This is a genomic window from Exiguobacterium sp. RM11, from assembly GCF_059821525.1.
In genome coordinates, this window is sequence record NZ_CM187558.1 from 2,207,985 (window position 1) to 2,226,673 (window position 18,689).

19 protein-coding genes are annotated in these 18,689 nt (G+C 48.2%); 12 read left to right on the forward strand and 7 right to left on the reverse strand.

Features of this window, described 5'->3' with window-relative positions:
* Nucleotides 1-9: 9 nt before the first annotated feature.
* Complete coding sequence (locus AC5LIL_RS11525) at nt 10-909, reverse strand: 1,4-dihydroxy-2-naphthoate polyprenyltransferase (RefSeq protein ID WP_214696362.1); 900 nt, start codon at nt 907-909, stop codon at nt 10-12.
* 168 nt (nt 910-1,077) lie between these two features.
* Here AC5LIL_RS11525 and AC5LIL_RS11530 point away from each other — a divergent pair, with 168 nt between their 5' ends.
* The 7 genes from AC5LIL_RS11530 to AC5LIL_RS11560 are packed head-to-tail and all read left to right on the forward strand — an operon-like array spanning nt 1,078 to nt 8,901.
* A complete protein-coding gene (locus AC5LIL_RS11530; protein WP_499824174.1) occupies nt 1,078-2,445 on the forward strand; it encodes an isochorismate synthase in 1,368 nt (455 codons plus the stop codon).
* A gap of 13 nt (nt 2,446-2,458) precedes the next feature.
* Nucleotides 2,459-4,108, forward strand: a complete 1,650-nt coding sequence (gene menD, locus AC5LIL_RS11535) for a 2-succinyl-5-enolpyruvyl-6-hydroxy-3-cyclohexene-1-carboxylic-acid synthase (RefSeq protein ID WP_499824175.1) — start codon at nt 2,459-2,461, stop codon at nt 4,106-4,108.
* Complete coding sequence (locus AC5LIL_RS11540; RefSeq protein ID WP_499824176.1) at nt 4,105-4,884, forward strand: alpha/beta fold hydrolase; 780 nt, start codon at nt 4,105-4,107, stop codon at nt 4,882-4,884. Before menD ends, AC5LIL_RS11540 begins: the two co-directional genes overlap by 4 nt.
* 1 nt (nt 4,885) lies before the next feature.
* Nucleotides 4,886-5,710 (forward strand): 1,4-dihydroxy-2-naphthoyl-CoA synthase, encoded by an 825-nt coding sequence (gene menB / locus AC5LIL_RS11545; protein ID WP_214696369.1) that lies wholly within the window; start codon nt 4,886-4,888, stop codon nt 5,708-5,710.
* Between the two features lie 51 nt (nt 5,711-5,761).
* Nucleotides 5,762-7,120 (forward strand): o-succinylbenzoate--CoA ligase, encoded by a 1,359-nt coding sequence (gene menE, locus AC5LIL_RS11550; RefSeq protein ID WP_499824177.1) that lies wholly within the window; start codon nt 5,762-5,764, stop codon nt 7,118-7,120.
* On the forward strand, nt 7,117-8,184 hold the full coding sequence (menC, locus tag AC5LIL_RS11555) for an o-succinylbenzoate synthase (RefSeq protein ID WP_214696373.1): 1,068 nt from the start codon (nt 7,117-7,119) through the stop codon (nt 8,182-8,184). Before menE ends, menC begins: the two co-directional genes overlap by 4 nt.
* A 21-nt stretch (nt 8,185-8,205) precedes the next feature.
* Nucleotides 8,206-8,901, forward strand: coding sequence for an aspartate/glutamate racemase family protein (locus tag AC5LIL_RS11560; protein WP_499824178.1), 696 nt, complete (start codon nt 8,206-8,208; stop codon nt 8,899-8,901).
* Nucleotides 8,902-8,944: 43 nt separating this feature from the next.
* Here the strand turns inward: AC5LIL_RS11560 and map are convergent, their stop codons facing one another.
* From map to AC5LIL_RS11585, 5 genes are all read right to left on the reverse strand, one after another.
* Complete coding sequence (map, locus tag AC5LIL_RS11565) at nt 8,945-9,694, reverse strand: type I methionyl aminopeptidase (protein WP_499824179.1); 750 nt, start codon at nt 9,692-9,694, stop codon at nt 8,945-8,947.
* A gap of 14 nt (nt 9,695-9,708) precedes the next feature.
* A complete protein-coding gene (locus AC5LIL_RS11570) occupies nt 9,709-10,893 on the reverse strand; it encodes an EAL-associated domain-containing protein (RefSeq protein ID WP_499824180.1) in 1,185 nt (394 codons plus the stop codon).
* A 40-nt stretch (nt 10,894-10,933) separates the two neighbouring features.
* On the reverse strand, nt 10,934-11,185 hold the full coding sequence (locus tag AC5LIL_RS11575; protein ID WP_214747211.1) for a hypothetical protein: 252 nt from the start codon (nt 11,183-11,185) through the stop codon (nt 10,934-10,936).
* A gap of 100 nt (nt 11,186-11,285) precedes the next feature.
* Nucleotides 11,286-12,815, reverse strand: a complete 1,530-nt coding sequence (cshA, locus tag AC5LIL_RS11580; protein WP_224863260.1) for a degradosome RNA helicase CshA — start codon at nt 12,813-12,815, stop codon at nt 11,286-11,288.
* Nucleotides 12,816-12,985: 170 nt separating this feature from the next.
* Nucleotides 12,986-13,837, reverse strand: coding sequence for a CvfB family protein (locus AC5LIL_RS11585; RefSeq protein WP_499824181.1), 852 nt, complete (start codon nt 13,835-13,837; stop codon nt 12,986-12,988).
* A 288-nt stretch (nt 13,838-14,125) separates the two neighbouring features.
* Here AC5LIL_RS11585 and AC5LIL_RS11590 point away from each other — a divergent pair, with 288 nt between their 5' ends.
* The 5 genes from AC5LIL_RS11590 (at nt 14,126) to AC5LIL_RS11610 (ending at nt 17,673) form a co-directional block, all read left to right on the forward strand.
* Nucleotides 14,126-14,278, forward strand: a complete 153-nt coding sequence (locus AC5LIL_RS11590; protein WP_015880844.1) for a hypothetical protein — start codon at nt 14,126-14,128, stop codon at nt 14,276-14,278.
* A gap of 129 nt (nt 14,279-14,407) precedes the next feature.
* The gene (locus tag AC5LIL_RS11595) at nt 14,408-14,650 is read left to right on the forward strand and encodes a hypothetical protein (protein ID WP_074033069.1); all 243 of its coding nucleotides are present in this window, start codon (nt 14,408-14,410) and stop codon (nt 14,648-14,650) included.
* Between the two features lie 87 nt (nt 14,651-14,737).
* Nucleotides 14,738-14,998 carry a hypothetical protein gene (locus AC5LIL_RS11600; RefSeq protein ID WP_026826759.1) on the forward strand — a complete coding sequence of 87 codons (261 nt, stop codon included), beginning with the start codon at nt 14,738-14,740 and terminating at the stop codon, nt 14,996-14,998.
* A 78-nt stretch (nt 14,999-15,076) separates the two neighbouring features.
* Nucleotides 15,077-15,778, forward strand: a complete 702-nt coding sequence (locus AC5LIL_RS11605; RefSeq protein ID WP_214696387.1) for a lysophospholipid acyltransferase family protein — start codon at nt 15,077-15,079, stop codon at nt 15,776-15,778.
* Complete coding sequence (locus tag AC5LIL_RS11610; RefSeq protein WP_499824182.1) at nt 15,775-17,673, forward strand: ABC-F family ATP-binding cassette domain-containing protein; 1,899 nt, start codon at nt 15,775-15,777, stop codon at nt 17,671-17,673. Before AC5LIL_RS11605 ends, AC5LIL_RS11610 begins: the two co-directional genes overlap by 4 nt.
* Nucleotides 17,674-17,756: 83 nt before the next feature.
* On the opposite strand, the gene AC5LIL_RS11615 is transcribed toward AC5LIL_RS11610, so the two are convergent.
* Nucleotides 17,757-18,686, reverse strand: coding sequence for an NADP-dependent oxidoreductase (locus tag AC5LIL_RS11615; protein ID WP_499824183.1), 930 nt, complete (start codon nt 18,684-18,686; stop codon nt 17,757-17,759).
* Between the last annotated feature and the right edge of the window lie 3 nt (nt 18,687-18,689).

Below are 18,689 nucleotides of genomic sequence, written 5' to 3' on the forward strand. Positions count from 1 at the left end.
CCCCTTTTCTCACATCACAAATCTTGAAACAATGAGTCCGACGACCATCCATGCCCCGAACAACGTATTCACCTTCGCCGTCATCGCCATCGCAGGCATCAATTCGGCCGGTTCAGCCTTTTGCCAAAACCGTTGAATCGCTCGAACCATGACCGGCACGGTGAATAGTGATAGCAAGACCCATGGTGTGACTCCATAATACACGACGGCGACGATGATGCCGACTAATGCGGCGATAAAGAATGCCGCGAGCACATATACGGCACGTCGATGACCGACTAGACACGCGATTGTTTTTCGCCCGTTCTCTTTATCGTTATCTAAGTCTCGAATATTGTTCGCAAGTAAGATTGCCCCAATCAACAAGGCCATCGGGAACGACACGAGCAACAATTCCGTCGTTACCGTATTGATTTGAATATAGCCAGCGATTCCAATGATGACATATCCCATGAAGAGACCGGCAACAATCTCACCAAACGGCGTATACGCAATCGGTAACGGGCCTCCCGTGTACAAGTATCCAACGAGCATGGATAACGCACCGACCCAAAGCAGGTGCCAACTCGTTGACGCTGCGATATAAAGTCCGAGTATCGCCGAGACAGCATACATGCCAAGGGCGATTGACAGGATTTGATTTGGCGTAAACCCGTCGCGCACGATGGACCCACCAATCCCGATCGATCCTTCATGATCTAATCCTCGCTTATAGTCATAGTACTCGTTAAATAAGTTCGTTGCGATTTGAATGAGGACTGACGCGACTAACATCGCAAGAAAGAGCCCCCACTTCAGTTCGGTTTGATCGAGGACGATGAACGTCCCGAGCAAGACCGGAATAAAACTTGCTGTCAGGGTATGCGGGCGAATCATTCGCCAATATGCCCCTTTTGATTTCTGTTTCATTTCGTTCCCTCCCTTCGTTAGTTTACGTCTCGATGAAAAAATCTGTCAACGTCAGCCATCCATCTCATGATTCTTACAATTTCTCGAGCATTTCATAGACAAGTGAATTGCGAACTCATGATACACTAAAGAGTGAGAATTCTATCGGATTGAGGAGGCTTTTCTTTCATGCCAGATACTCAAACACATATAAAACAACGAATCGAGCAAGCTCACAAACGGGCGCGAGCTTGGCAACGTCCTGTCCTCGCATCCTACACGTGGGAAATTTCGGCGTTCGATGCGTTTCAAATCATTCAAAACACGGATACGTCCCATTATTACTTCATGACACCGGACCGTACGCTTGAAATGCTCGGTTGCGGAGATGCGCTCGTCTTGAGTGCCTCAGGCCCCGAACGATTTCAGCGACTCCAGTACGATTGGAGTCTCCATCGGCGAGATGTCGACGCAACCGTCCATGCGTTTGCTGGCTTTTCGTTCGATACGTTCATGCGTCCACAAAAGAGCATGTGGGATGCCTTTGGGGAGGCATCACTCGTCGTTCCAAGATTTTTATACCGTCGTTATAAAGACCAACATACATTGACAGTCGCGACTCTTGTCTCTTCGAAACAATCGGTCGAGCAGTATTTAATTCAATTAGCCGATCAATTGGCACAATTCAGTTCACTTCGCCCGACCGAGGAATCAACACCGTCCTATTCGAAAGTAAAAGACGGTGTGGAACATTACAAATCAAGCTTTCAGCAAGCCAAGCAGTTAATCGAGGAAGAGCGAGTCGAAAAAATCGTCATCGCGCGAGAAGAGATTTATCAACGTTCTGACGATGCCTTTCCATTCGCGAAGAGTTTGAAGCATTTGGCGGAACATCAAGAGTCGAGCTATATCTACTTATATCAACCTAAACGTGACATCGGCTTCTTCGGAGCGACACCTGAACGATTGATTCAAAAAGAAGGGATGCGACTGAATACAGCTGCCATCGCCGGAACCATCAAGCGCCCTCAGACTGAAATCGAAAGCGACCTTGCGAAGGAACAACTGTTACATGATGCGAAAAATCGTGAAGAACATCAAATCGTCGTAAAAGATATTAAGCAAGCTTTGACACCTTATACCGCGCCGATTCACACGAGCGAGACACCGCAAATTCTTGCGAATCGGTCGGTGTTTCACCTGCACACTCCAATCCAGGCGACACTCGAAACAAACGCTTCCTTGTTGTCGTTAGCGGAAGCACTCCATCCAACCCCAGCCCTTGGTGGCTCACCGAAGCGGACATCGGTCCGATTACTTCGTGAAATCGAGCGGTTCGACCGTGGATGGTACGGTTCTCCATTTGGCTGGGTCGATAACGATGGGGATGGCGAGTTTGTCGTCGCCATCCGCTCGGCACTCGTCCAGCATCAGTTTGTCGCACTTTACGCAGGAGGCGGGATTGTCAAAGACTCTGTTCTCGAGCAAGAGCTTGAAGAAACCGAAATGAAAATGAGTCCAATCAAACAAGCTTTACAGTTTGATTCGCACGACTAAGGAGGCACCCTACATGAATAAGATGTTGACCGACTGGGTAGCATCCATGGTGAATCGACTTGTTGAATCTGGCGTGACCGACGTGGTCATCAGTCCGGGTTCTCGTTCGACCCCACTCGCGATAGCGGCATATTTACACCCGCAAATCCGCCATCACATCATCGTCGATGAGCGTTCCGCTGCATTTTATGCTCTCGGATTGACTCGATCGACGGAGATGATTCGCCCTGTCGCACTCATTTGCACGAGCGGTACGGCTGCGACAAATTACTACTCGGCAGTGACGGAGGCATTCATTTCGCAATTGCCGCTCATCGTCTTGACGACCGATCGACCACATGAACTTCGGAACGTCGGGGCACCACAAGCGATCAATCAAGTTCGATTATACGGTGAACAAGTAAAGACGAGTCTCGACTTACCTGTACCTGAAGAAGCAACGCTGCCGTTCATGCAGCAGACAGTCACTCGCTTCACGAATCTTGCCATGCAGGCACCAATGGGACCCGTTCACTTGAATGTCCCGTTCCGAGAACCGTTACTCCCAGACCTTGAACAGTTGAAGCTGATGCTGAGAGGTGAACCCGCTATACCGGAAAGACAGCGTGTTCGCCCGACAAACATCGATCGGGAAATCTTTTTGGAACGTACGAGTCAGAAGCAACTTGCATTCGTTGTCGGCCCTTACACACCGATGTCATGGCAAAAAGCCATTTACAAATCAGCGACCGAGCATAATATCCCGATCTTTGCGGATCCACTCAGCGGCATGCGTCGTTTCGACGATGTCTTGACGAACTACGACACGTGGCTCGCAAGTGAACATAAAGCCGACTGGTTACCGGAAGTGTTCATCCGATTCGGTGCCGCACCCGTTTCAAAACGACTCAATCAGTGGATGACTGCGACGGAGCTAGTTGTGATTGAAGAGCCGGGCTCTTATCGTGACCCAAGTAGCCGTGCGACCATCTGTTACGGAGACGCACTCGACTTTTTACCACTTATAGAATCAACAAATGATTCACGTTACGTCGAACGACTACGTTTCTTCGAGAATGTCACGGAAACGGCGAAGCCTTCACTCCAGGGAGAAGCCGAATTGACGAAACGGTTGCTCGATACGTCAATCGAACGTCTCTTCGTCAGTAACAGTATGCCGATTCGTGATGTCGATACGACATTATCCGCCGGAAAGAGCGTGCAAATTCTTGCAAATCGGGGCGCCAACGGGATTGACGGTGTTCTTTCGAGCGCACTCGGGAGCTGTTTTGACACGTCGCATGCCGCTCTACTAATTGGTGATTTGGCATTCTACCATGATAGCAATGCCCTACAACTGTTAAAACATCATCCTGGGAAGTTTTCAGTCGTGATTTCGAATAATAATGGTGGAGGGATTTTCTCCTTTTTACCGCAAGCTTCCGTCGATACCCAACTTTTCGAAGATTTGTTTGGGACACCGCTTAATTTGAACATTCGTGGGTTTGCCGAGACTTACGGGTTGTCCTATCGTCTGATTGAGCAACCACAGGAGATTCAAGAAGCGATTGAAGACGGCATTCATTTGATTGAGTTCCCATCGGATCGGGAGCAAAACGTGACGACTCACCGAGGATGGACGCAGTCTGTCTGCGCTCGTCTCGTCACGGAGAATGAGGCATGATCGTCGAGTTGCGAGGTGTCGACTATGAAGTATGCATTCGAGGAGAAGGAAAACCAGTATTATTTTTACACGGGTTCACGGGAAATGCTCAATGGGTCGATTCATTCCCTAGCTTACCGGTTCGACTCGTGTCACCTTCATTATTGCAACATGGCGCAACGGAACGCCCTCCCGTCACTCGTTCGACGATGAGTCAACAAGTGAAGGATCTTTCACGCCTACTCGATTTAGACGATCGTCCTTGGACAGTCGTCGGTTATTCACTCGGCGGTCGAATCGGATTGACACTCGCCGCGTGCGAGAAACGCGTCGAACATGTCATCGGGGTCAGCACGACACCCGGTCTCCGATCTTCTAAAGAACGGACAGCTCGTCGACGTCAAGACGAAGAACTTGCCCGATTCATCGAAACCGAAGGACTCTCCGCATTCGTCAAGCGATGGGAGAACCTTCCACTTTGGCGACAAACTGAAGAGATGAAACAATCACTTAGGAAGGACCGACTCGCACAACATCCGACTGCTCTTGCGAACAGTTTGCGCGCCATCGGTACAGGTCATATGCCTTCGCTCTGGGGTGCATTGCACCGCCTTCCCCACGTCGATTTGATTGTCGGGGCAGAAGATTCTAAGTTCAAAGCGATTGCACGAGACATGCAGAAAGAACGGTCTGATATTAAAATCTATGAAATTTCAGATGCGGGGCATGCTCCTCATATCGAGAATGCACCAGAGTTTGGTACAATAATAAAGAAATTGATTTTAGGGGGTATTTAAAATGGAATCAGTAGCGAACTGGACATCGGTCCGTACGTATGAAGACATTAAATATGAAACATGGAATGGGATTGCTAAAATCACCATCAACCGTCCAGAGGTACGCAACGCGTTCCGTCCGTTGACGGTCAATGAATTGATTGATGCATTCGCACGCGCACGCGACGATAAAGAAGTCGGCGTCATCATCTTGACGGGTGAAGGCGAAAAGGCATTCTGTTCAGGTGGAGACCAAAAAGTTCGTGGGCATGGCGGATACGTCGGGGAAGATGAAATCCCGCGCTTGAACGTCCTCGACCTTCAACGCCTCATTCGCGTCATTCCAAAACCGGTCATCGCCATGGTCGCAGGTTTTGCAATCGGCGGAGGACATGTCCTTCACGTCGTATGTGACTTAACGATTGCAGCGGACAACGCTCGCTTCGGACAAACAGGTCCTAAAGTCGGTTCGTTCGATGCAGGATACGGCTCTGGTTACTTAGCACGCATCATCGGTCATAAGAAAGCTCGTGAAATCTGGTACCTTTGCCGCCAGTACGATGCACAAGAAGCACTCGAAATGGGACTCGTCAACACAGTCGTCCCTCTCGATCAACTTGAAGCAGAAACAGTCAAGTGGTGCCAAGAAATCTTACAGCACTCACCGACTGCACTTCGCTTCTTGAAAGCAGCAATGAACGCGGACACAGACGGTCTTGCCGGACTTCAGCAACTCGCTGGAGACGCAACGCTTCTCTACTACACAACCGATGAAGCGAAAGAAGGACGCGATGCGTTCAAAGAAAAACGTGACCCTGACTTCGGTCAATTCCCACGTTTCCCTTAATTTTGTTGAGAGAGTAGCGATTCCGCTACTCTTTTTTTGGAGGTTATAGACATGTATGAATGGATTGAACAACATCCGGCATCACAGATCGCACTCGTGACACGCGAGGAAAGACTGACGTGGGAAGCGTTACGTACCGAGAGCCTACAACTTGCCCAATACATCCATGAACAGGCACCCACTGCCGAAAAGATTGGCATATTCGCTAAAAACAGCAAAGACTATATCATCGCCGTCCATGCGGTGCACCTGCTCGGCAAAGTACTCGTTCCAATCAACACACGATTGACCGAAGAGGAAGTGCGCACTCAGTTAAACACTGCAAGAGTCGATTTGCTCCTCGTCGATGACGAGATCGATTTGCCGGTCACACAACTTTTCGTGACACGTCGGGCGCGTTCATGTTTCACTGTGACACATGAGTGGAAAGAAAATGACACGATGTCTCTCATGTTTACGTCCGGTACGACGGGGCGGGCCAAGGCTGTACAACAGACGTATGGGAATCATCTCGCAAGCGCACGTGCTTCCGAAGCGCATCTAGACTATCACCCATCCGACCGCATGCTTACCGTGACGCCACTCTTTCACATGAGCGGACTTTCTCAAGTGTATCGGAGTGCAATCATCGGTTCGACGCTTTATGTTGAGCCACGTTTTGATGTCGACCGCACCCTTTATTTAATTGAAACTGAAGGCATTACTCAGTTGTCACTCGTCTCTATCATGCTTCAGCGACTGCTGGATGCCGGGCTAGAAAAACACAGTCTTCGCACCTTGCTCGTCGGAGGTGGGCCTGTCCCTCGTCCGTTACTAGAAGAAGCAGAGCGACGACAGTTACCGGTCGCTCAAACATATGGGATGACCGAAACGTGTTCTCAAGTCGCCACGCTACTTCCAAGCGAAGCGCTCTCACATATCGGTTCGAGCGGGAGATCCATCGCACCGACCGTGATCCGAATCAGTCAGGACGGGGAGATTGAGGTAAAAGGACCAACTGTGACGAGTGGGTACTTCGAACAACCCGAATCAGACGCCTGGACACCAGACGGTTACTGGAAAACGGGTGATCTCGGAACGATGAAAGACGGGTATTTATATGTACACGATCGCCGAAGCGACCTCATTATTTCTGGTGGTGAAAACGTATACCCTGCTGAAATCGAGGCTGCGATGTTACGATGTGCCGGTGTCCGAGATGTTGGGGTTACGAAACAAGCACACCCGACCTGGGGAGAAGTCCCGCTCGCCTTCGTCGTCGGATCATATGACCCGACGGAGATGCAGGCAATCCTCGATTGCCAGTTAGCCAAGTATAAACATCCGCTTGCGATTCATCACGTAGAGGACCTACCTCGAAACGCGAACGGAAAATTAATGCGTCATCGCTTAAAGGAGCTACTGCCATGATCAAACGTGCTGACCTTTCGATTGTCCCTTTAACATTTAAACACCCCATCGTAACGGCGCACGCCGTCTTGTCGGTGAGACGAACACTCATCCTTCGACTTGAAACCGTAGATGGTGTCGTTGGATATGGCGAAGGTGTCGCCTTCGAGACACCTTGGTACACGGAAGAAACGACCCAGTCCATGATTGATACATCAAAATTGATTCTTCATCTATTAAAGGGCATGACGGTCACGACGGACGTGTTTCCGACCCTCGTCTCATCGATAATCGGTCAACGAATGGCAAAAGCGATGTGGGAAAGTGCATTATGGGAGATTGAAGCAGCACGCGCGAACATGTCACTTAAGTCGTATATGAAGGCTGGGGATACCGTCTCCTGCGGTAGAACGATCGGGATTGGGCTACTCCATCAGACGATGAACTCGATTGAAGCGGCGCTAGCCGATGGTTTCGAGCGAATCAAATTGAAAGCCTCCCCTAATGAATTACTCCCGGCACTACGCGAAATCCGAGCCGTCTTTCCAGATGCGCCGCTCATGATTGACTTAAACGGTAGCGCGTCCGATCAACCGATAGAATGGTTCGAACAAATCGACGCCCATCGGTTATTGATGATTGAACAACCGTATCCGAGCCGCCAGTTCGCCAAATCGGCGACTCTTCAACAAAAACTCAAGACACCAATCTGCCTCGATGAGTCGATTACGTCTTACGACGATGTGGAGACGATGACGCAACTCGGCGCGGGTAAAATCGTCAATATTAAGCCTGCACGTGTCGGTGGTTTCAGTGAGGCGTTACACATTCGGAAACACGGAACACCGTACTGGGTCGGTGGGATGTATGAATCCGGAATCGGAAGGTATCATACCCTATTATTCGCTTCGCTCAGCGGCGCGAGCTTTCCGGCGGATATGTCGGGGACGAGCGCTTACTTCGAACAAGATTTGCTCGATACACCGCTTGAGGTCGAGAATGGGAAATTGACGCTTCCGGACTCAGTACAACCAGACTGGGATGTGATTGAACAGCTGAGAGAAACAAATATCTCGCTAGCTTAGGCGTTTTTTAAAGGAGTCATTATGAAGAAAATCGGAATGTTAGGCGGAATGAGTTGGGAGTCCTCACTCGAGTATTACCGAATGATGAACGAAGAAGTGAAAACGATATTAGGTGGGACACATTCTGCCAACTGTCTGTTGTACTCGTTTGATTTCCAACAGATTGAACGATTACAGCACGAAGGAAAATGGGATGAATTGACGCGTATCATGGTAGAAGAGGCTATGAACCTTAAAAAGGCAGGAGCCAATCTCATTGTGATTTGTACGAACACGATGCATCTTGTAGCGCCTTCCATTGAAGCCGCCACTTCCCTGCCCGTCTTGCATATCGCAGATGTCACGGGACATGCCATCAAACAGGAAAATCTAAAAAAAGTGGCGCTTCTCGGTACACGATTCACAATGGAAAGTTCATTCTACCGCGACTTGCTGAAAGAGCGGTATGAAATCGAACTAATGATTCCAAATGAAGAAGATCGCCAATGCATACACGACATCATTTATGATGAGCTGATTTTCGGAATCATAACAGAAGCAAGTCGTCTCGCTTATACGCGCATCATTGAATCGCTGCAAGCCGATGGAGCAGAAGGTGTCATTCTCGGATGTACGGAAATCCCCCTGTTGATTCAGCAACAACATGTGTCCATCCCACTCTTTGATACAACGTATCTTCACGCGACAGCAGCCGTGCGCAAAGCTCTCGAACAATGAATACAGAAAAGGTGCGGTTCACGAGAACCACACCTTCTTTACATTAACGGAACGATCCCGTTAACACTTCATATCCATCTTCTGTGACGATGACTGTATGTTCGAACTGTGAGACAAGGCTCTTATTCGGTGTGAAGAGTGTCCATCCGTCTTCTTCTGACTGATAGACGATTTCGTCTTTCGTCGAGATGAATGTTTCGACCGCAATCACTTGCCCAGCTTTTAAGAGCTGATTCTCTTCGCGGCTGTAGTAGTTTGAAATCGTCTCCGGCTCTCCGTGTAACGTCCGACCGAGTCCGTGTCCGGCCAAGTTACGGATGACCGTGAATCCATTCTTTCTCGCGTCCGAATAAATGGCTTTCCCGATTTGGTTGACTTTCACGCCCGCTTTGACTTTGCTGAGACCGGCTTCGAGCGACGTCAACGACACTTCGACCAATCGTTCATGTTGAGGTGATTTTGATGCGCCAGCAATGACCGTACGACCTGTATCGGCATAATAGCCATCCTTCACAGCCGAGACGTCAACGTTGACGATATCGCCTTCTTGAATGACTTCTTCTCCAGGAATCCCGTGGGCGGCGACGTCATTGAGTGAGATACACGTGTACCCTGGGAACTCATACATCGTAATCGGTGCAGAAGCCGCACCCTCTTCTTCTAAAACACGTTGCCCAATCGCATCCAATTCTTTTGTCGTCATGCCCGGTTTGACGGCTTTCGCCATCTCATCTCGTGCAAGTGCGACGATTCGACCGATTTCGCGTAACGCATCGTAATCATAATCTAACATCATAACTCTTCCTTTCAGTCTAATAATCGATTTTGGTACAGATATTCTTCGGATATGTCGGCGAATAAGAACATGCCGTCGGGTAACGGATAACTGAACGTACGCGTCACTTCGTTTGAACTGAAATCACGATAGTCTCCAGATAAATAGCCACGTCCTCGAACGTCCATGGCCGCCATCGTTTGAATGAAATGTGGACGGAAACTCCAGTTGTAACCCCGATACGTATTATCGACACGCCATTCTCCGTTCACACAGTAGACGTTTGCACTCGTCTGAAACCCTGTCTTATCCGTCAAATAGTAACGGACAAACACTTCCTCGAGCTTTGGTGCGATGTATTGAATCCACTCGTCTTTCTTATCTCTCGACCATTTCCCGGATTGAACGAGTTCTCCGATTCGACGATGTAACTCAAACTCAAGTTCGTATAAACGATTCAATCGCTTCTGGTCATGTAAAAAGAAAGAAGGCACTTCTTGCGCCAAGACACCCATTCCTTTGATTTCTCGTTGTGGAAGCTCGTCTTCTAGACCAAGCAAGCCACCCATGTAATAGCGACCGCCGTGTTGCCAAGCATAACGAAGCTGTCCGATATGGTTGATCGATTTGTACAGAAGCGGTGCACCGAGCTTCGAAGCGATATATTCCATCGTTTGAAGCATGTTCGGATAGGTGACCGACAACGTCTTTTTCTCCACCATCGTACCAAGATCGACAAGCAACAATTCTGGCGCGAGTGTCATAATGTCCTCAATGCTCGTCGACTCCGCGAAGTCTAGTGCGATTTTCAGCCCGTACGACCGATAGTACTGAATGACACGCGATAGGCGAGGAACATCAACCAGATCCGTTCCTTGAAGCGTCACATAAATGCGATGTAACGGGAAGTTCAATTCGCGAAGCGGAGCTAAAAAAGCTTCTCCCCCTTCTTCAAGAATCCATTCCGACCGACATCTGAATGTGACAAATGGCTTGGCATCTCGAAGTTGTGCTGCTGCCAATTGCTCCATCCGTTGGGCGATGTCTAACTGATACTCGAGCGGAACGTCATCATCATAAAAAAATGGCGTCAACGATTCTCCTCGGAATCGCCCATGTACCATATAGCCTTCCACTTGAAACGTAGCCGCTCCAAGGATTGGTTCATACGTCACCATCACTTCTTCGGGATGGACCATCACTTCTACCGCATCCATAACTCATCACCTCTTCGTTAAATGCGAAAACGAGCTACAATCAGCTCGTTCGCGTGTGTACATACATATAGGCACCGAAACAAGCAATAAAATAGGCGATACTCATTACGCCATATGCAATGCCCATCTTTCCGCCTACTCCAATGGCTAACACTAAAAAAATCATCGCTCCAAATAACAATGTCGCCACGGGGATATAACGAAAGTTAGGACGGTCTGTCTTTGACACGATTGGTTTGAGTGCGAGCACACAACCAAGTAGCACAAGGAGACCGAAACTTAATTCCACCATCCGTTGACACCTCATCCTTCTATCTCTACTCAACTAGTGTAGCACGACACAATAAAAAAAGCCGCAAATCCACTTAAGGAAATGCGGCATTTCACAATGATTAGTCACGCGGACGGCGTGGGCCACGGTCATCCGAGCGACGACGATCGTCACCACGGTATGATCCTTTACGGTCTCCGCTACGTCCATCACGACGTTCGCCACCGCGTCCACCACGACGATCGCCACCACGGCCACCGCCACCGCCACGACGGTCGTTACGACCACGGTATCCACCGCGATCGCCACCACGGCCACCTTGACGTTTGACACGAACTGGTTCAGCGTACGAGATTTCAACAGGTGTTGAATCTGGCTCTTTCGTCAATCCACGAAGGGCTGCAGCGAGAATTTCAACTGCTTCATACTCTTCAAGAAGTTCAGTCGCAAGTTGCGTGTACGCTTTGAAGTCGCCCGCTTGAACGCGTTCGATCAACTCTTCAGCTGCTTGCTTTTGGTTTCCTTCAAGTACTTCCGCGATTGTCGGTACGTGACGACGGTTCATGCGTTTGTTCGTTACACGTTCGATTGCTTTTACTTGTCCAAACTCACGTGGTGTGATGAATGTGAGGGCAGTACCTGTTTTACCAGCGCGACCTGTACGACCGATACGGTGTACGTAGCTCTCTGGGTCTTGTGGTACATCGAAGTTGTAAACGTGCGTGACACCTGAAATATCAAGTCCACGTGCAGCAACGTCAGTCGCTACTAAGATATCGATCGTTCCGTTTTTGAAACGACGAATCACTTGGTCACGTTTTGATTGCGTCAAGTCTCCGTGAAGACCATCTGCTGTATATCCGCGCTTGATAAGTGCTTCTGTCACTTCATCAACACGTTTCTTCGTACGAGCGAAGATGATGCTGAGTTCTGGTGAGTCGATGTCGATCAAACGGCAAAGCGTATCGAATTTTTGACCTTCGCGCAATTCGATGAACTGTTGGTTGATGTTCTCAACTGTCATTTCTTTCGCTTTGACTTTGATGATTGTCGGCGACTTCATGAAACGCTCTGCAATCTTTTTGATTTGTGGTGGCATCGTCGCTGAGAAAAGAAGCGTTTGGCGCTCTTCAGGAAGACCTGCCAAAATCGTTTCGATATCTTCAACGAAGCCCATGTTAAGCATTTCGTCTGCTTCATCCAAGATGACTGTTTGAATGTCATCAAGTTTGATTGTTTTACGTTTCATGTGGTCCATGAGACGTCCTGGTGTTGCAACAACGATTTGTGGGTTCTTTTTCAAACCACGGATTTGACGGTCGATTTGCTGACCACCGTAAACAGGAAGTGCGTATACGCGCTTTGTTTCTCCGATTTTGTTTAATTCTTCTGCAACTTGAATCGCAAGTTCACGTGTCGGTGCAAGAACGAGTGCTTGGACTTGACGTGCCTTTGAATCGATTCGCTCAATTGTCGGAATACCGAAAGCTGCTGTTTTCCCTGTACCTGTTTGTGCTTGTCCTAATACGTCCACTCCTGTGAGTGCGACAGGAATTGTCTCAGCTTGGATCGGTGTAGCTTCCTCGAAGCCCATTTTGTGTACACCTTTTACTAACGCTTCACTTAATTGTAAATCTTGGAATTTTGTCAAATTATATTCTCCTTTGTTCATACAAAAAACGTCTGAGTTCAGTTTGACAGATCTACAGACGTTTTCTCAATGTTTCCTCATAGTCAACTTTATTAACTATAACGTATTTATTCCTAAAATGAAAGAAATACATTTTCAAACTTTTTCATGTCATCCGAACATGAGTTATCTTATTTCAATTTGTAGCCGTTGTCGAGCTTTTCAACTTGCTTTTCTTTTAGTAGTTTTCCGAGCGCCCGTTTAAACGCGGCTTTGCTCATCCCGAACTCACGGTCAATGACGTCAGGGGCTGTCTTGTCGCCGTAAGGCATTTGACCACCACGTTCCTCGATATAAGAGAGGACGCTCGCCGCATCGCCGTCAATCGCCTCATAGGCACGTGGTTTCATAGAAACGAGAACCGTTCCATCTTGTTTCACTTGGGTCACTCGAACCGTCAATTGTTCACCGAGACGTGGCCAACGTGTCATTTCTGCTTCGTGTAAGAAACCGAGTGATTCTCCTTCGACCCATACGTTGACGCCAACTTCACGTTTATTGACGACAGTCGCTTGAATATCTTGGTTGTTCCATTCTTCTTTCGATGGACGTGCCAACAAGTTCAAGTATGCGTAAGGTGCCGGATCCCCAAGCAAACGTCCTTTTTGGTCATACTTCAAACGAATGCACAATTGGTCTCCCGCTTGCGGCCAGTATGACCGGTTCTCTGGTAAGTCGTCCATCGAGACGAGAACATCTTTTTGAATCCCGATATTGACGAAGACACCTGTGTTATATCGAACGCCAGTCACTTCACACCATTCATACTCATCGAAAGAGACCGTTGGAATCGTCATCGTTGATGCGAGACGCCCTTCTGAGTCATGATATAAAAAGACACGAACCGTTTGACCGACCGTCACTTCTTCCGTCTGTTCTTTTCGATGAAGGAGTACCTCTTCGCGACCGTTACTAATGAATACTCCAAAATCAGCAGAACGTTCCGCGACCAAGTCTACTACTTCTCCTGCGCGCAATGCCATTACACCCACATCCTTTTCTAATCTATTACTGTCAGTATACCTATCTACACACGTTCCTAATCATATCATGTTCTCTTTCAACATTTTGCATAAATGTGACGAAATTGTGAATGCAAAGAAGAAAGGGAAAAACGTCACAACAAATGGAAGGTAGATGATTTATTAAAATTTTGTGACAATTTTGTGAACGTCTTTTTTTCTTCTAGTATCCTATTTTTGAAAACGTTATTATATAGGAAGTGTCCAGTATAGATAAGGTTTCATTTAGGATTGATCGGGGGATAATAAATGTTTGATATACAGTCTCGTTCGTTTGCAAAACGTTTTACAAAAGGGCTACTCGTCGCCTTTTTCGCATTACTCGCATCACTCAGCTTCATTTTTTCAAACGGTGTGGATACAAACGTATCGTCATCATCGACTTATATGACGCAAGAGTAAACGTCTTCCGTGCTACTGGAGGCGTTTTTTCTTTGCCAAACGCAAACAGGAATTTCCTACAAAAGGTCGAATACGGTTAAAAGACCTTGCCTTTTTCTTTACTACCACATAAGAAAAGGAGACTCCGCTATGATTTTCTATTTTCTTACGACCATCTTATCGACTGCAGGCCTCGCTTTCTTGTTCCAGTCCGAACTGTATAAAGATCCGATTGGGACTTTTCTATTTGCTGTTTTAATTGCGATGGGACTGTCTTCCTTCAAACAACTCTTTATGCAAGCGAGCGAGTTCTTTGTGGAACGGCGGAACCAGAAACGAATCAAACGCGTCGTGGCCAGAATGCATTCGACGACACGGAAACGCTCTACATAACGCTCGTCTTCCCTCTCCACATTTGGTATTCTATGAAGGAACAGACAACGTACATTGGATTTATAATCGCAGGAGGCACACAATCGTATGAATGAAATTCCGTTATCGAATGAATGGCTACTTCGTTATTCACCCGTCATGGAGCTTTGGTTAAAGGAAGATGGAATCTTACTTGTCGATGACGACAATCGCATCCGCCTCACCCTTGAAATCGGGAACGACCAAGCCATGCAAATTAAAAGTATTGAACAAGACGGCGCTTATTTCGTCGTCGATCCTGTGAATAAACGCATTACGTTCGAGCTTGAGGAAGAGGAAGAAGAGAGCGATTCTCGCTTTTGGGAATAAGGATTCATGCCGAAGGGTCGGATTCTCGTCAAGAGAAGAAGACTCTTTCTTGTTGTCATTATGAGAGGAGAAAATAAAATGATTCGAACAGCTGTATGGTTTTTCTCATTTTTTGCGGTGTTACCGATCACCGTCCCATTTTTACAGAAGGCGAAAAAAATCGATCCACCAAAGCGTTATCGCTATGTGCAAGACATCGCTTATAAATGGGCACAATTCTTGTTGAAAATTGCCGGTGCCGACATTCGGGTCCATGGACAGGATCATATTCCGGATGAACCGGTCGTCTACGTATCAAACCACCAAGGAAACTTTGACGTTCCCATCATGTTGACGGCCACGAAACGACCAAAGGCATTCATTTCGAAAATTGAAGTACAGAAATTCCCGATTATCCCGCGTTGGATGGAATTGATGGGCTGTATTTTTATCGATCGAAGCGATCGTCGTCAATCAATTAAAGCGATTCGCTCAGGGGTCGAAACAATCCAATCCGGTCAGTCAATGATCGTCTTCCCAGAAGGAACACGCTCAAAAGGCGGTCCTATGAAAGAATTTAAAGCTGGAAGTTTGACACTCGCGACGTCAAGCGGTGCGAAGATTGTTCCGGTTGCCATTCAAGGGAGCTACAAACTGTTAGAAGCTAAAAATCGAATCACTCCGGCAACGGTCGACGTCACTTTCTTACCCGCGATCGATCCGGCTGACTTACCGAATAAGGAAATCGCTGCAACGGTCGAAGCAGCCATTCGTCAACAGATTGAAGGAGAGAACGCATGAGTTTATTAATGATTGAGGGCATTCATAAAGAGTTTGCCGACAAAGTCTTATTTGACGATGTGACAATGACGATTCATCCAGGAGACCGTATCGGAATCATCGGAGTGAACGGTTCTGGAAAGTCGACATTCATGAAAATCATCGCTGGTGCCGAGACGGCAGACAAGGGAACGATGCAACATCCGAACGATTATCGCATCCGCTATTTGACTCAGACGGTCCAGTTCGATGAAGGTCAAACGATTCTTGACGCCTTGTTCACAAGCGATACACCGTCCGTTCTAGCACTGAAACAATTCGAACGTTCCCGCCAAGCGCTCGAAGCGGATCCAACGAGTGAGCAATTACTCGAACGTTTCATGAAAGCTCAGCAGGCTGTCGATGCCGCAGACGCTTGGGAAACGGAAGCAAAACTGAAGTCGATCTTGAACCGTCTTGGTCTTCCTGACGTGTCCGTCGATGTGAACGCCTTGTCAGGTGGACAACAAAAGCGTGTCGCTCTCGCCGCAGCGTTACTCGACGAAGCAGACTTACTGCTCTTAGATGAGCCGACGAACGAACTTGATGCCGACACAATCGCATGGCTCGAGACGATGCTTGCGGATTATCGGGGAGCCATCCTTCTCATCACCCACGATCGTTATTTCTTAAATCGTGTCACAAACCATATCTTAGAGATTGCAGACGGAACGAGTTATTTCTATAACGGGAACTATGAGCTGTTCCTTGAGAAGCGAGCCGAACGAAAAGCACGGGCACAATCGATGGAACAGAAACGGCAAAATATTTTACGTCGTGAACTCGCTTGGTTACGTCGAGGCGCAAAAGCACGAACAACGAAACAAAAAGCACGCATTCAACGTGTCGAAGACTTGAAACATCAAGAAAGCTTGGCCGAAGAAGAGTCACTCGACGTTTCCGTCGGATCTCGCCGACTCGGTAAAAAGGTCATCGAAGTCGAGGACTTGTCTTTTGGCTACGACGATTCGCTCCTCATTCAGCAGTTCAATTGGATTTTCGGACGCCGTGAACGCTACGGCATTGTCGGACCGAACGGGAGCGGGAAATCAACACTTATGAACCTGCTCGCCAAGCGTTTGGAACCGACAAACGGTACCATCGTGCACGGGGAAACAGTCCATCTCGGCTATTACGGTCAACAAGTCGAGTTTGAAGACGAATCACGACGCGTGATCGACGAAATCGAGCGGATTGCGAAAGTGATTTATACGCCGGACGGCGAGACAATCACGGCCGGTCAAATGCTCGAACGCTTCCTCTTTTCACCGGACGCGCAATATAAACCGATTGCGAAGTTATCCGGTGGAGAAAAACGACGCCTTGTCCTCCTGCGGATTCTCATGGACGAACCGAACGTCTTGTTCCTCGATGAGCCGACGAACGATTTGGATACGGAAACGTTATCCGTGTTAGAAGACTATTTAGAATCGTTCCCTGGCACCGTCATCGCCGTCAGCCACGATCGTTATTTCTTAGACCGTGTTGCCGGACAGTTGATCGCATTTGAAGACGGGACCATCCAGGTGTATCATGCAGAATACAGTGACTACTTGACGATGCGCCATGAAGAGGTTCGTCAAGTGAAGAAAGAGAAAGAACCAAAAGAGAAAAAAGAACGAGCGAAGTCGGAAGTCGTGAAATTCACCTTCAAAGAACAGAAGGAATGGGACACGATTGAAGAAGACATCGCCGCGCTTGAAGAACAGATTGAAGCACAAGAAGCGACGCTTGCGACCGCGGGCAGCGACCTCGGAAAAGTGAATGAATTGTACGCAACAATCGCCGAACTGAAAGAATCACTTGATGCCAAGATGGAACGGTGGACATACTTGTCTGAAATCGATGAACAGATACAAGCACAGAAAAAGGGCTGACCGCCACATGAGGTAGCCTCTCAAATCAAATGAACAAAAGGTGGACTTCCGGCGCGCGTTCCGGAAATCCACCTCTTTTTTTATTACTTCACTTTAATGACGATTTTCCCTTTGGCATGCCCTTCTTCTCCATAATCATGAGCAAGTTTCGTGTCCTCTAAATCAAAGACACGGTCAATCACAGGTTTCAGTTCGCCTTTTTCAACAGCTTCCGCAATTTTTTTCAAGCGCTCCCCCGTCGGTTGCATGAAGACATACTCCGCGCGGGCATTCGCCTGTTCGGCTTCTTCTTCATTCGGTGGTGTGGAGATGGAGACGAGCATCCCATTTTCTTTCAGCATTCGATACAGTTTGCTCTGTCCGTCTCCTCCCATCGTATCGAATACGAAGTCAAGATCGCGGACGGTTTCTGATGGATCTTGTCGTTTATAGTCGATGACCTCGTCGGCCCCAAGTTCGCTGACCCAGTCCACGTTCGGCGTACTGGTTGACGTGACGACATACAATCCGTGTGCTTTCGCAAGCTGGATGGCAACCGTTCCGACACCACCTGAACCAGCACCGATGAAGATTCGGTCACCCGGTTTCGCATCCATCACTTCGAACATGACTTGCCATGCCGTATGCGCGACGAGCGGAAGTGACGCGGCCTCCTCGAAGCTCAATGAATTGGGTTTCTTGACGACGAGATGGGCATCGACCGCCACGTATTCGGCATATGTGCCTTGCCTCGCAATATCCGGACGGCTGAATACTTCCTCGCCGACCTCAAGCTCGGTCACATTCGCCCCGACTTCTTTGATGACTCCCGATACATCCCATCCGATGACGAGCGGCATTTCGAAATGAAGCATTTCTTTTAAGTATCCTTCACGCAACTTCCAATCCACCGGGTTGACACTTGCGGCATGAACCTCAATCAATACGTCATCTGCACCGATTGTCGGTTGCTCAAGCTCCCCTACTTTGAATTCATCTGATCCGCCATACTGTTCGATATATGCTGCTTTCATCCT

Bases quoted from the DNA above. Each gene is read 5' to 3' on its own strand.
- AC5LIL_RS11525 (WP_214696362.1), bottom strand. From the start codon at position 909: ATGAAACAGAAATCAAAAGGGGCATATTGGCGAATGATTCGCCCGCAT.
- AC5LIL_RS11530 (WP_499824174.1), top strand. From the start codon at position 1,078: ATGCCAGATACTCAAACACATATAAAACAACGAATCGAGCAAGCTCAC.
- menD (WP_499824175.1), top strand. From the start codon at position 2,459: ATGAATAAGATGTTGACCGACTGGGTAGCATCCATGGTGAATCGACTT.
- AC5LIL_RS11540 (WP_499824176.1), top strand. From the start codon at position 4,105: ATGATCGTCGAGTTGCGAGGTGTCGACTATGAAGTATGCATTCGAGGA.
- menB (WP_214696369.1), top strand. From the start codon at position 4,886: ATGGAATCAGTAGCGAACTGGACATCGGTCCGTACGTATGAAGACATT.
- menE (WP_499824177.1), top strand. From the start codon at position 5,762: ATGTATGAATGGATTGAACAACATCCGGCATCACAGATCGCACTCGTG.
- menC (WP_214696373.1), top strand. From the start codon at position 7,117: ATGATCAAACGTGCTGACCTTTCGATTGTCCCTTTAACATTTAAACAC.
- AC5LIL_RS11560 (WP_499824178.1), top strand. From the start codon at position 8,206: ATGAAGAAAATCGGAATGTTAGGCGGAATGAGTTGGGAGTCCTCACTC.
- map (WP_499824179.1), bottom strand. From the start codon at position 9,694: ATGTTAGATTATGATTACGATGCGTTACGCGAAATCGGTCGAATCGTC.
- AC5LIL_RS11570 (WP_499824180.1), bottom strand. From the start codon at position 10,893: ATGGATGCGGTAGAAGTGATGGTCCATCCCGAAGAAGTGATGGTGACG.
- AC5LIL_RS11575 (WP_214747211.1), bottom strand. From the start codon at position 11,185: ATGGTGGAATTAAGTTTCGGTCTCCTTGTGCTACTTGGTTGTGTGCTC.
- AC5LIL_RS11585 (WP_499824181.1), bottom strand. From the start codon at position 13,837: ATGGCATTGCGCGCAGGAGAAGTAGTAGACTTGGTCGCGGAACGTTCT.
- AC5LIL_RS11590 (WP_015880844.1), top strand. From the start codon at position 14,126: ATGTTTGATATACAGTCTCGTTCGTTTGCAAAACGTTTTACAAAAGGG.
- AC5LIL_RS11595 (WP_074033069.1), top strand. From the start codon at position 14,408: ATGATTTTCTATTTTCTTACGACCATCTTATCGACTGCAGGCCTCGCT.
- AC5LIL_RS11600 (WP_026826759.1), top strand. From the start codon at position 14,738: ATGAATGAAATTCCGTTATCGAATGAATGGCTACTTCGTTATTCACCC.
- AC5LIL_RS11605 (WP_214696387.1), top strand. From the start codon at position 15,077: ATGATTCGAACAGCTGTATGGTTTTTCTCATTTTTTGCGGTGTTACCG.
- AC5LIL_RS11610 (WP_499824182.1), top strand. From the start codon at position 15,775: ATGAGTTTATTAATGATTGAGGGCATTCATAAAGAGTTTGCCGACAAA.
- AC5LIL_RS11615 (WP_499824183.1), bottom strand. From the start codon at position 18,686: ATGAAAGCAGCATATATCGAACAGTATGGCGGATCAGATGAATTCAAA.